Raw genomic sequence first — 12,340 nt, 5'->3', positions numbered from 1 at the left:
GGGGTCGCTGAATCGTGGAGAACCTCATCGCGCTGCTCATCGCGGCGCCTCTGCTCGGAGCGGCCGTACTGCTGTGCGGCGGACGGAGACTGGACAAGGCCGGCCACTGGCTGGGCACGCTGCTCGCGGGCGCGTCCTTCGTGATCGGGGCGGTCCTCTTCGTCGACATGCTGGGCCGCTCGGCCGATCACCGGACGGTGACCAAGCACCTGTTCAGCTGGATCCCGGTCGAAGGCTTCCAGGCCGATGTCGGCTTCCAGCTCGACCAGCTGTCGATGACCTTCGTCCTGCTGATCACCGGTGTGGGCACCCTGATCCACATCTACTCGATCGGCTACATGGAGCACGACGAGAACCGCCGGCGCTTCTTCGGCTACCTCAACCTGTTCCTCGCGGCGATGCTCCTCCTGGTCCTCGCCGACAACTACCTTCTGCTGTACGTCGGTTGGGAAGGCGTGGGCCTCGCGTCCTACCTGCTCATCGGCTTCTGGCAGCACAAGCCCAGCGCGGCGACCGCCGCCAAGAAGGCCTTCCTGGTCAACCGGGTCGGCGACATGGGCCTGTCGATCGCCATCATGGTGATGTTCACGACGTTCGGCTCGTTCGCCTTCTCCACCGTCCTCGGTGAGACCGGCGGGGCGAGCTCGGGCCGCAACACCGCCATCGGCCTGATGCTGCTCCTCGCCGCCTGCGGCAAGTCGGCCCAGGTGCCGCTCCAGTCCTGGCTCGGCGACGCGATGGAGGGCCCGACCCCGGTCTCCGCCCTCATCCACGCGGCGACCATGGTGACCGCGGGCGTCTATCTGATCACCCGTTCCGGCGCGATCTTCAACGCGGTGCCCGATGTGCAGACGGTCGTTGTGATCGTCGGCGCGGTCACGCTCCTGTTCGGTGCGATCGTCGGTTGCGCCAAGGACGACATCAAGAAGGCCCTCGCCGGCTCGACCATGTCGCAGATCGGCTACATGGTCCTGGCCACCGGCCTCGGCCCGATCGGCTACGTCTTCGCGATCATGCACCTGGTGACGCACGGCTTCTTCAAGGCGGGGCTCTTCCTCGGCGCCGGCTCGGTGATGCACGGCATGAACGACGAGGTCGACATGCGCAAGTACGGGGGCCTGCGCAAGTACATGCCGGTCACCTTCGTCACCTTCGGCCTCGGCTATCTGGCGATCATCGGCTTCCCCGGCCTGTCCGGGTTCTTCTCCAAGGACAAGATCATCGAGGCGGCCTTCGCCAAGGGCGGCACCGAGGGCTGGATCCTCGGCGCGGTCACCCTGCTCGGCGCCGCGATCACCGCGTACTACATGACGCGCGTGATGGTGATGACGTTCTTCGGCGAGGAGCGCTGGAAGCACGCGAAGACCCCCGCGCCACACCAGCCGGGCGTCGAGCCCGCCGCAGAGACGCGGGGCGCCCACGACGAGCCGCACCCGCACGAGTCCCCGAAGTCCATGACGATCCCCATGATCGTCCTCGCCTTCGGCTCGGTCTTCGCGGGCGGCATCTTCGGCATCGGCGACCGGTTCGTGAAGTGGCTGGAGCCGGTCACGTCCTTCGACCACGGCGATTCGCCGGTCGGCGAGTGGACGGTCACCGCCGCCACCATCGTCTGCCTGCTGATCGGCGTCGGCCTCGCGGTCGCCCAGTACGGCCGCAAGCCCGTTCCGGCCGTCGCCCCGCGCGGCTCGCTGCTCACCCGGGCCGCCCGCCGCGACCTGCTCCAGGACGACTTCAACCACGTGGTCCTGGTCCGCGGCGGCGAACACCTCACCCGCTCGCTCGTCTACCTCGACCACAGCCTGGTCGACGGGGTCGTCAATGGAACCGCCGCTTCGGTCGGCGGGCTCTCCGGCCGGCTGCGCAAGCTGCAGAACGGCTTCGCCCGCAGCTACGCGGTCTCGATGTTCGGAGGTGCTGTGGTGATCATCGCCGCGACTCTGCTGATGAGGGCGGTGTAACGCAATGTCCTTCCCCCTCCTCACCGCGACGGCCGCCCTTCCGGCGCTCGGCGCGATCGCCACCGCGGCCGTCCCGGCCGCACGGCGGACCGCCGCCAAATGGCTGGCCCTGCTGGTCTCGGTGGGCACCCTGGCGCTCGCCGCGATCCAGCTCGTACGGTTCGAACCGGGCGGCGCGCGTTACCAGTTGACCGAGTCCCACGCCTGGATCAAGGACTTCGGCGTCCGCTACGAACTGGGCGTGGACGGCATCGGGGTGGCTCTCATCGGGCTCACCGCGCTGCTCATCCCGTTCATCATCGCGGCGGGCTGGCACGACGCCGACCCCCTGGAGACCAACAGCAGCCGCTGGCGGCCCACCCAGGGCTTCTTCGCCCTGATCCTCGCCGTCGAGGCGATGGTGGTGCTCTCCTTCGAGGCCACCGACGTCTTCCTCTTCTACATCCTGTTCGAAGCCATGCTCATCCCGATGTACTTCCTCATCGGCGGCTTCGGCGACCGGGCACACGCTCAGGGCGACGAGGCGGCGGCGACCCAACGCTCGTACGCGGCCGTCAAGTTCCTGCTCTACAACCTGGTCGGCGGGCTCATCATGCTGGCCGCCGTCATCGGTCTGTACGTGGTGGCGGGCTCGTTCTCGCTGAACGAGATCGCCGCGGCCCGCGCGAGCGGCTCGCTCCACATGGCGACCAACACCGAGCGCCTGCTGTTCCTCGGCTTCTTCTTCGCCTTCGCGGTGAAGGCCCCGCTGTGGCCGCTGCACACCTGGCTGCCCAACGCGATGGGCGAGGCGACCGCGCCGGTCGCCGTGCTGATCACCGCGGTCGTCGACAAGGTCGGCACCTTCGCGATGCTGCGCTTCTGCCTCCAGCTCTTCCCGGAGGCCAGCAAGTGGGCGACGCCGGTGATCGTGGTGCTCGCCGTGATCAGCATCATCTACGGGGCGCTGCTCGCGGTCGGCCAGCGTGACATCAAGCGCCTGGTGGCGTACGCGTCGATCTCGCACTTCGGCTTCATCATCATGGGCATCTTCGCGATGACCAGCCAGGGCCAGTCCGGCGCCACGCTCTACATGGTCAACCACGGGATCTCGACGGCCGCCCTGATGCTGGTGGCCGGCTTCCTGATCTCGCGCCGCGGCTCCCGGCTCATCTCGGACTACGGCGGCGTCCAGAAGGTCGCCCCGGTGCTGGCCGGCACCTTCCTGATCGGCGGCCTCGCCACCCTGTCCCTGCCGGGCCTGGCTCCCTTCGTGAGCGAATTCCTCGTCCTGGTGGGCACGTTCAGCCGCTACCCGGCGGCGGGAGTGGTCGCGACCCTCGGCATCGTCCTGGCCGCGCTCTACGTCCTCGTCCTCTATCAGCGGACGATGACGGGACCGGTCAAGGCCGAGGTGCAGGGGATGCCCGACCTCAAGGTGCGCGAACTGCTCGTGGTCGCCCCGCTGATCGGCCTGCTGATCTTCCTCGGGGTCTACCCGAAGCCGCTGACCGACATCGTGAACCCGGCGGTCCGCCAGACCATGTCGGACGTACAGAAGAAGGACCCCAACCCGGTGGTGGAGGCGGCCAAGTGAGCTCATCAGCTGTCCACAGCCTGTGGACCACGGCGGCCGGGGGGAAGCTGGACAAGATCCCCGCGCCGCACATCGAGTACGCCCAGCTCGCACCCACGCTGATCGTGCTCGGCGCGGCCCTCGTCGGCGTCCTCGTGGAGGCCTTCGTCCCGCGCCGCAGCCGCTACTACGTGCAGGTGTTCCTGTCGGTGGTCGCGCTCGCCGCCGCCTTCGCCGCGGTGGTCGGCCTCGCGGCCGGCGGCTACGGCACCACCAAGGCACACATCGCGGCGATGGGCGCGATCGCCGTCGACGGCCCCGCGCTCTTCCTCCAGGGCACCATTCTGCTGGCCTCCGTCGTGGCGGTCTTCACCTTCGCCGAGCGCCGCCTGGACCCGGAGGCGCACGGCAACAGGGTGGACTCCTTCGCCGCCCAGGCGGCCTCGGTGCCGGGCAGCGACAGCGAGCAGGCCGCGGTCAAGGCCGGGTTCACCACCACCGAGGTCTTCCCGCTCGCCCTGTTCGCGGTCTCCGGGATGCTGGTCTTCCCGGCGGCGAACGACCTCCTGACCCTGTTCGTGGCCCTGGAAGTCTTCTCGCTCCCGCTCTATCTGCTGTGCGCCCTGGCCCGCCGCAAGCGGCTCATGTCGCAGGAGGCGGCGGTCAAGTACTTCCTGCTCGGCGCGTTCTCCTCGGCGTTCCTGCTCTTCGGCATCGCGCTCCTGTACGGCTACGCGGGCTCCGTCTCGTACGCCACGATCGCCGACGTCGTCAGCGGCTCGGTCCAGAACGTGGACCCGGCGCTCGCCGGAACCATGGGCAACGACGCGCTGCTGCTCATCGGCGGCGCGATGATCCTGATGGGCCTGCTGTTCAAGGTCGGCGCGGTGCCGTTCCACATGTGGACGCCGGACGTCTACCAGGGCGCGCCCACCCCGGTCACGGGCTTCATGGCGGCGGCCACCAAGGTCGCGGCCTTCGGCGCGCTGCTGCGGCTCCTGTACGTGGTGCTCCCCGGCATGAGCTGGGACTGGCGGCCGGTCATGTGGGGCGTCGCGATCATCACGATGCTGGGGGGCGCGGTCGTCGCGATCACCCAGACCGACATCAAGCGGCTGCTCGCGTACTCCTCGATCGCGCACGCCGGGTTCATCCTGGCCGGTGTCATCGCCACCAACGCGGACGGCATCTCGTCCGTGCTGTTCTACCTGGGGGCGTACTCCTTCGTGACGATCGGCGCGTTCGCGGTCGTCACGCTGGTACGGGACGCGGGTGGCGAGGCGACGCACCTGTCCAAGTGGGCGGGCCTCGGCCGGCGTTCGCCGCTCGTCGCGGCGGTCTTCGCCGTGTTCCTGCTCGCCTTCGCGGGCATCCCGCTGACCTCCGGCTTCTCCGGGAAGTTCGCCGTCTTCAAGGCGGCGGCGGAGGGGGGTGCGGGGGCGCTGGTCGTGGTCGGTGTGATCTCCTCCGCGGTCGCGGCGTTCTTCTACATCCGGGTGATCGTGCTGATGTTCTTCAGCGAGCCGAAGGCGGACGGCCCGACGGTGGCGGTGCCTTCCGCGCTGACGACGGCGGCGATCGGGGTCGGGGTTGCGGTGACGCTCGTGCTGGGCGTCGCCCCGCAGTACTTCCTCGACTTGGCGCACAACGCGAGTGTGTTCGTCCGGTAGCGGGGTGTTGTGGGGGCCTCGGCGCGGGTGGGTGGCGCCGGGGCCCCTTTGTTTGCCCCACCCCGCCCCTTCCCTAGACCCTCCGGGGGTGTGGTCCGGCTACTGGTCGAGTGCTGGGGGCTCCGCCCCAGACCCCGTATCGCGCCTGAACGGCGCTCGTCCTCAAACTCCCCCAAGGCCTTAAGGGCCAGGGGGGACCCCCATGACGGGCTGAAGACGCCTGCACGGGCCGCACCAGTGCTTTTAGGGGCGCGGGGAACTGCGCGACCAGCCACGCACGATCCGCAGCCGAAAAAAGGGGGCCCGGGGGCGAAGCCCCCCGGAAGCCCGCCCACAGCCACTTCACCCCCGGAGGGTCGCGGGAAGGGGCGGGGAGGGGCCAGAACCCGGGGTCTGGGGCGGAGCCCCAGGGCGCCCGGGACCGGCCGGATAGGCCAGGGGTTGTGGATAACTTCGTGGGGTGTCGGCGGGGGCGGCTACCGTTGCTTGCGTGAATGGTGAGGCAGTCGACGGACCAGTACGGGGGACAGAGCGATGAGCGCAGCCGGCACGCAGGCGGTGGACACGGAGTCCGGGGCCCTGGCGACACTGCACAGGGTCTTCGGATACGAGAGCTTCCGGGGCGCCCAGGGCGAGGTCATCGAGCACGTCGTGGCGGGCGGCGACGCCGTCGTGCTCATGCCCACCGGCGGCGGAAAGTCCCTCTGCTACCAGATCCCCGCCCTGGTCAGGCCCGGCACCGGAGTCGTCGTCTCCCCCCTCATCGCCCTGATGCAGGACCAGGTGGACGCGCTGCGCGCGCTCGGCGTGCGGGCCGGGTTCATCAACTCCACGCAGGACTTCGACGAGCGCCGCACCGTCGAGGCCGAGCTCCTCGCGGGCGAGCTCGACCTGCTCTACCTGGCTCCCGAGCGGCTCCGCGTGGAGGCCACCCTCGATCTGCTCTCGCGCGCCAAGATCTCGGTCTTCGCGATCGACGAGGCGCACTGCGTCGCCCAGTGGGGCCACGACTTCCGCCCCGACTACCTCGCCCTGTCCCTGCTCGGCGAGCGCTGGCCGGACGTCCCCCGCATCGCACTCACCGCCACCGCCACGGACGCCACGCACCGCGAGATCACCCAGCGCCTCGGCATGCCGGACGCCCGGCACTTTGTGGCGAGCTTCGACCGGCCGAACATCCAGTACCGGATCGTGCCGAAGAGCGACCCGAAGAAGCAGCTCCTCACCTTCCTCAAGGACGAGCACGACGGGGACGCGGGCATCGTCTACTGCCTCTCGCGGGCCTCCGTGGAGAAGACCGCGCAGTACCTGAGCGACAACGGGGTGCGGGCCGTCCCGTACCACGCGGGGCTCGACGCGGGGACGCGTGCCGTCAACCAGTCCCGCTTCCTGCGGGAGGACGGGCTCGTGGTGGTGGCGACCATCGCGTTCGGCATGGGCATCGACAAGCCGGACGTACGGTTCGTGGCCCACCTCGACCTGCCCAAGTCGGTCGAGGGCTACTACCAGGAGACCGGCCGCGCCGGGCGGGACGGGCTCGCCTCCACGGCGTGGATGGCGTACGGGCTCCAAGACGTCGTCCAGCAGCGGAAGTTGATCCAGGGCAGCGAGGGTGACGAGGCGTTCCGGCGCCGGGCGGCCGCGCATCTGGACGCGATGCTGGCGCTCTGCGAGACCGCCTCGTGCCGGCGGGCCCAGCTGCTCGGCTACTTCGGCCAGGAGGCCGCGGCCGAGAACTGCGGCAACTGCGACACCTGTCTGACCCCGCCGCAGACCTGGGACGGCACGGTGGCCGCGCAGAAGGTGCTGTCCACCGTGGTGCGGCTGCAGCGCGAGCGGGGGCAGAAGTTCGGGGCGGGCCAGATCATCGACATCCTGCTCGGCCGCAGGACCGCGAAGATCATCCAGTTCGACCATGACCAGCTGTCCGTCTTCGGCATCGGCGAGGACCTGTCCGAGCCCCAATGGCGGGGCGTGGCAAGGCAGTTGCTCGCGCAGGGGCTGCTGGCCGTGGAGGGTGAGTACGGGACGCTGGTCCTGACCGAGGCGAGCGGGGAGGTCCTGGCCGGCCGGCGGGAGGTCCGGATGCGGACGGAGCCGGAGAAGCCGGTGCGGGCGGCGCGCGGTTCGGCGAAGAAGTCCGCCGTGGCGGCCGACCTGCCGCCCGAGGCGCTTCCGGTCTTCGAGGCGCTGCGGGCCTGGCGGGGGGCGCAGGCGAAGGAGGCGGGGGTTCCGGCGTACGTCATCTTCCATGACGCGACGTTGCGGGAGATCGCGGTGGCTCGGCCGGGGTCGATGGGTGAGCTCGGCACGATCGGGGGGGTGGGGGAGAAGAAGCTCGCGACCTGGGGTGAGGGGGTGCTGTCCGTCCTCAACTCCCTCTCCTGAGGCGGGGGTTGCCCGTTACCGGGCGGGGCGGGGGTGCGCGGGGGCTGCGCCCCGGGCCCCCTGGTGCGGCGGGCCCGTGCGTGGCTGGTCGCGCAGTTCCCCGCGCCCCTGAGCCCTGTTGTCGTCCGTCCGCCGTGCGTGGCTGGTCGCGCAGTTCCCCGCGCCCCTGTAGGTGATCCGGTACCAGCCGGTCGCGCCCGCCGTGGCGGAGCCGCGCACATGTCACAGTCCCGCGCCCCTGTGGGTGGCCCGGTCGCGCCCGCCGTGGCGGAGTCCCAGGGGGCTCGGCCGAGCCGGGGTGGGTGGGCGAGCACCCCCGGGGGGTTCTCAGGCGGACGGGGTGATGCGGCCCCGGACCTCGCCCAGGCCGACGGGGACGCCGTGGGGGCCGGGGGCCCAGGCCGTGAGGGTCACCTCGTCGCCGTCCTCCAGGAACGCCCGCTTGCCGGGCGGGAGTTCCAGCGGCTCGGAGCCGTTCCAGGTGAGCTCCAGGAGGGAGCCCCGCTGGTCGCGCTCGGGACCGCTCACCGTGCCGGAGCCGTACACGTCCCCGGTCCGGAGCGACGCGCCGTTCACCGTCATGTGGGCCAGCTGCTGCGCCGCCGTCCAGTACATCGAGGCGAACGGCGGCTCGGCGACGACCGTGCCGTTGATCGCCACCGAGATGCGCAGGTCGAAGCCGCCCGGGACCTCCTCGGCGGAGTCGTCCAGGTAGGGCAGCAGGGGGAAGTCCCGGGCGGGCGGGGAGACTCGGGCCGCCGTGAGGGCCTCAAGGGGGGTGACCCACGCCGAGACCGAGGTCGCGAAGGACTTGCCGAGGAACGGGCCGAGCGGCACGTACTCCCAGGCCTGGATGTCCCGCGCCGACCAGTCGTTGAGGAGGAACAGGCCGAAGACGTGGTCGTCGAAGGAGGCCAGGTCCACCGGAGCGCCGAGGGCGGACGGCGTGCCCACCACGAAGCCGACCTCGGCCTCGATGTCCAGCTTCACCGAAGGCCCGAAGACCGGCGCCGGGTCCGAGGGCGCCTTGCGCTGGCCCTGCGGGCGGACCACCTCGGTGCCGGACACCACGATCGTGCCGGAGCGGCCGTGGTAACCGATCGGCAGGTGCTTCCAGTTGGGGGTGAGCGCATCGCCGTCGGGGCGGAAGATCTGGCCCACGTTCGTGGCGTGGTGCTCGCTCGCGTAGAAGTCGACGTAGTCGGCGACCTCGTACGGCAGGTGCAGCTCGACGTCGGACAGCGGGTGGAGCAGCGGCTCTATCACCGGGCGGTGCGCGGGCACCGTCACCCAGGCGGTGAGCGCCCGGCGCACATCGCGCCAGGCCGTGCGCCCCGCCGCGAGCAGCGGGTTGAGGCTCGGCTTGGCGAGGAGCGCCGCGTACGGGGAGCCCAGCGCGTGCGCCGCCGCCCCCGCGTCCAGGACGTGGTCGCCGATGCGGACGCCGACCCTGCGGTCCTCGGGATGGCCCGGCGTGGAGAAGACGCCGTAGGGGAGATTGTGCGGGCCGAAGGGGTCGCCTTCGGCCAGTTCGAGCGGGCTCTGCTCGGACATCGGTGCCTGCCTCGCTTTCCACGGGTGTGCGTCACACGTTACGTCGGCGCCGCTCGGGGCGGCAGTGCCTAAAGAGTTCGTAATGTCCGGAAATTCCGCCGACGGAGGCGGTCCTTCCGCCATAGCGTCTCTGCCGGGACGCGGCAGGCGAGGGGGCCACGCGTCCTGCGGGGCTGTGGGGACTCTCTGTCCCGAGGGGGGACTGGTGGCGGGCAGTAGCGTGCTGTTCAGGGCGGACCGGGACGTACCCGGACTGATCGTGAAGTTCGGGAACTATCCGTTGCACCATGGGGGAGTCGGCGCCATCCGCAGTCTCGGCAGACTCGGTGTGCCGATGTACGCGATCACCGAGGACCGTTGGACGCCCGCGGCCCACTCCCGTTTCCTCACGGGCGCGTTCCCCTGGCCGACGACCGGCACCGAGGAGCCGGACGCCCTGGTGGACGGGCTGCTCGGGATCGGCCGCCGGATCGGGCGGCCCGCCGTCCTCGTCCCCACCGACGAAGAGGCCGCGGTGCTGATCGCCGAGCACCAGAAGGAACTCGGCGAACTCTTCCTCTTTCCGCCCGTGGCACCGGAGTTGCCCCGTCGCCTCGCCAGCAAGCAGGGCCTGCACGAGCTGTGCGTGGAGCACGGGGTGCCGTCCCCGGCGGCGGCCTTCCCCGACACGTACGCCGATGTCGAGGACTTCGCGCGGCACGCCCGCTTCCCGGTGGTGGCGAAGAACCGGGAGGCCTTCGTGCGGCGGCACAGCCCGGCCGTGCCCGGCACCACCCGGATCGGGGATCCGGCGCATCTGCTCGCGCTCGCCCGTGGCTGGGGCGAGCGGCCGGGGGTGATCCTCCAGGAGTACCTGCCGCGCGAGCAGGCCGAGGACTGGATCGTGCACGCCTACTTCGACGAGAACTCCACCCCGCTCGCCCTGTTCACCGGCGTGAAGGTGCGCTCCTGGCCGCCGCACGCGGGGATGACCGCGAACGCGTACGTCGTCGACAACCCCGAACTGGCCCTGCTGGCCGAGCAGTTCGTCAAGCGCATCGGCTTCACCGGCATCGTCGACCTCGACCTGCGCTTCGACCGCCGCGACGGGCGTTACAAGCTCCTGGACTTCAACCCCCGGATGGGGGCGCAGTTCCGCCTGTTCGAGAACGAGGCCGGCGTCGACGTCATCCGTGCCCAGCACCTCCACCTCACCGGCCGCCGGGTCCCGGAGGGTGAACAGCGGGCCGGGCGCCGCTATGTGGTGGAGAACATCGATCTGCCCGCGCTGCTCGCCTACCGGCGCAGCGGCTACACCACCCCGCACGCTCCCGAGCGCCCGGCGGGCACCGAGTTCGCCTGGGCCGCGGGCGACGACCTCGGCCCCTTCTTCACGATGATGGCCCGTTTCGTACGTCCCGGCGCGCAGCATCTGTACCGGCTCTGGCGGAGTTCGCGCCGCGCGGTGACGAAGTGATCCGGCCCTGAGCCGGACTCCGGGGGCCCGCCGTCCGGGAGCCCGCATCCCGAGGGTCCGCATGGCGGGAGCCCGTATGGCGGGAGCCCGTATTCCGAGAATCCGTGTTCCGAGAATCCGTATGGCGAGAATCCGAGAAGAATGGGGGACTGCGAGTGAGTACTGCGACACGTCCGGTGGCGGTCATCGGCGCGGGACCGTTCGGTCTGTCCGCCGCCGCCCATCTGCGCGCCCGGGGCATACCGGTCCGTGTCTTCGGCTCGCCGATGGTGAGCTGGCGCGAGCACATGCCGGCGGGCATGGTCCTGAAGTCGACGCCGGCCGCGTCCAGCATCGACGCGCCGCAGCCGGGGCTCGGGCTCCTCGACTTCTGCGCGGACACCGGGACGCGGCGCCTGGAGTCGGACTGGGACCTGATCCCGGTGGAGGCCTTCGCCGCGTACGGGCAGTGGTTCGCCGAGCGGCTCTTCCCCGACCTGGAGCCGGTCCGGGTGGTCTCGGTGGACCGGGTGCCGGGCGGCGCGTTCGCCCTGAAGCTGGACTCCGGAGAGGGGTTCGAGGCGCGGGCGGTCGTGGTGGCCACCGGCCTTTCGGGCCTGGCCCGGCTGCCGCGCGAGCTGGCCGCCGCCGTGCCGGACGGCCCCTCGGCGACGGGTCCCGTCTCGCACGCCGCCCAGCACCGCGACCTGTCCGGCTTCGCCGGGCGTGAGGTCCTGGTGATCGGGGCGGGCCAATCCGCGCTGGAGAACGCGGTGTTGATGGCAGAGGCGGGGGCGAGCGTACGGGTGGTCGCGCGATCGGCGGGGGCGGTCCGCTTCGGCGCGGCGCCCGACCTCCAGCCCCGCTTCAGCCCCAACTCGCCCTTCGGCCGGGCCTGGTCGCTGTACGCCTTCTCGTACCACGCGACCCACTTCCGCCATCTGCCCGCGCCGGCCCGCCACTACCTGGTCCGCAACGTCCTCGGTCCGCTGGGGGCCTGGTGGCTGCGCGAGCGGTTCACCGGGCGGGTGGCGGTGACGGAGGGGCGCCGGGTGGTGCGGGCTCGGGTCGTCGGGGGGCGGCCCGTGCTCACCCTCAGCGGGGGTGCGGGGGCGGAGCGGGAGCTTTCGGCGGATCACGTCATGGCGGCGACGGGCTATCGCGTGGACGTGGCGGCGCTCGACTTCCTCGGGCACGGGTTGCGTACGCAGCTGTTGGTGTCGCGGGGGGCGCCGGTCCTGGACGCGAGTTACCAGTCCTCGGTGCGGGGGCTCTATTTCACGGGGTTGCCCGCGGCGGCGTCGTTCGGGCCGGTGATGCGGTTCGTCTGCGGCACGACGTACGCCTCCCCGAGGCTGGCCGCCTCGCTCGCGGCGCCCTGACCCCGAGCCCCTTGGGGCTCCGCCCCCTGACCCCGAGCCCCTTGGGGCTCCGCCCCGGGCCACGTGGACCCGCCTTCGCCTGCGGACCGTAGGGGCCGTTCGCGCAGTTCCCCGCGCCCCTAAACCCCGTTTTCGTCCGTCCACCGTGCGTGGCTGGTCGCGCAGTTCCCCGCGCCCCTGTAGGTGACCCGGAACCCCCCGGTCGCGCGCACCGCGGTGGAGCCGCGCGATGTCACAGTCCCGCGCCCCTAAACGCCTTGGTGCTGGCCGGCACCGGAGCATTTCAGCCCGTCCGGCGTTTGAGGACGAGCGCCGTTCAGGCGCGAACGGGGGTCTGGGGGCGGAGCCCCCAGGGGGCCCGGAACCTGCCAACCCCGGGCAACGGGCGGGCTGGT

7 protein-coding genes are annotated in these 12,340 nt (G+C 71.2%); 6 read left to right on the top strand and 1 reads right to left on the bottom strand.

Annotated elements, in window-relative coordinates; translation table 11 throughout:
* Nucleotides 1–14: 14 nt before the first annotated feature.
* The 4 genes from nuoL (at nucleotide 15) to recQ (ending at nucleotide 7,574) form a co-directional block, all read left to right on the top strand.
* Entirely contained in the window at nucleotides 15–1,961 is a 1,947-nt protein-coding gene (gene nuoL, locus ACFYZA_RS13620; protein WP_382591013.1) for an NADH-quinone oxidoreductase subunit L, read from the top strand.
* 4 nt (nucleotides 1,962–1,965) lie between these two features.
* A complete protein-coding gene (locus ACFYZA_RS13615; protein ID WP_382591016.1) occupies nucleotides 1,966–3,537 on the top strand; it encodes an NADH-quinone oxidoreductase subunit M in 1,572 nt (523 codons plus the stop codon).
* Nucleotides 3,534–5,186 carry an NADH-quinone oxidoreductase subunit NuoN gene (gene nuoN, locus ACFYZA_RS13610; protein WP_382591019.1) on the top strand — a complete coding sequence of 551 codons (1,653 nt, stop codon included), beginning with the start codon at nucleotides 3,534–3,536 and terminating at the stop codon, nucleotides 5,184–5,186. The genes ACFYZA_RS13615 and nuoN overlap by 4 nt, the downstream gene beginning before the upstream one ends.
* A 534-nt stretch (nucleotides 5,187–5,720) precedes the next feature.
* Nucleotides 5,721–7,574, top strand: a complete 1,854-nt coding sequence (gene recQ, locus ACFYZA_RS13605; protein ID WP_388490057.1) for a DNA helicase RecQ — start codon at nucleotides 5,721–5,723, stop codon at nucleotides 7,572–7,574.
* A gap of 327 nt (nucleotides 7,575–7,901) precedes the next feature.
* Here the strand turns inward: recQ and fahA are convergent, their stop codons facing one another.
* On the bottom strand, nucleotides 7,902–9,128 hold the full coding sequence (fahA, locus tag ACFYZA_RS13600; protein WP_388490054.1) for a fumarylacetoacetase: 1,227 nt from the start codon (nucleotides 9,126–9,128) through the stop codon (nucleotides 7,902–7,904).
* A 220-nt stretch (nucleotides 9,129–9,348) separates the two neighbouring features.
* Here fahA and ACFYZA_RS13595 point away from each other — a divergent pair, with 220 nt between their 5' ends.
* Together ACFYZA_RS13595 and ACFYZA_RS13590 are read left to right on the top strand one after the other, a co-directional pair.
* Entirely contained in the window at nucleotides 9,349–10,584 is a 1,236-nt protein-coding gene (locus tag ACFYZA_RS13595; RefSeq protein ID WP_388490297.1) for an ATP-grasp domain-containing protein, read from the top strand.
* A 155-nt stretch (nucleotides 10,585–10,739) separates the two neighbouring features.
* Nucleotides 10,740–11,945, top strand: a complete 1,206-nt coding sequence (locus ACFYZA_RS13590; RefSeq protein WP_388490051.1) for an NAD(P)-binding domain-containing protein — start codon at nucleotides 10,740–10,742, stop codon at nucleotides 11,943–11,945.
* The last annotated feature ends 395 nt before the right edge of the window (nucleotides 11,946–12,340 follow it).

The organism is Streptomyces sp. NPDC001828, from assembly GCF_042892175.1.
Classification (GTDB): domain Bacteria; phylum Actinomycetota; class Actinomycetes; order Streptomycetales; family Streptomycetaceae; genus Streptomyces.
The sequence above is the reverse complement of the archived record's forward strand: the minus strand, read 5'-3'. Positions and strand labels throughout refer to the sequence as shown.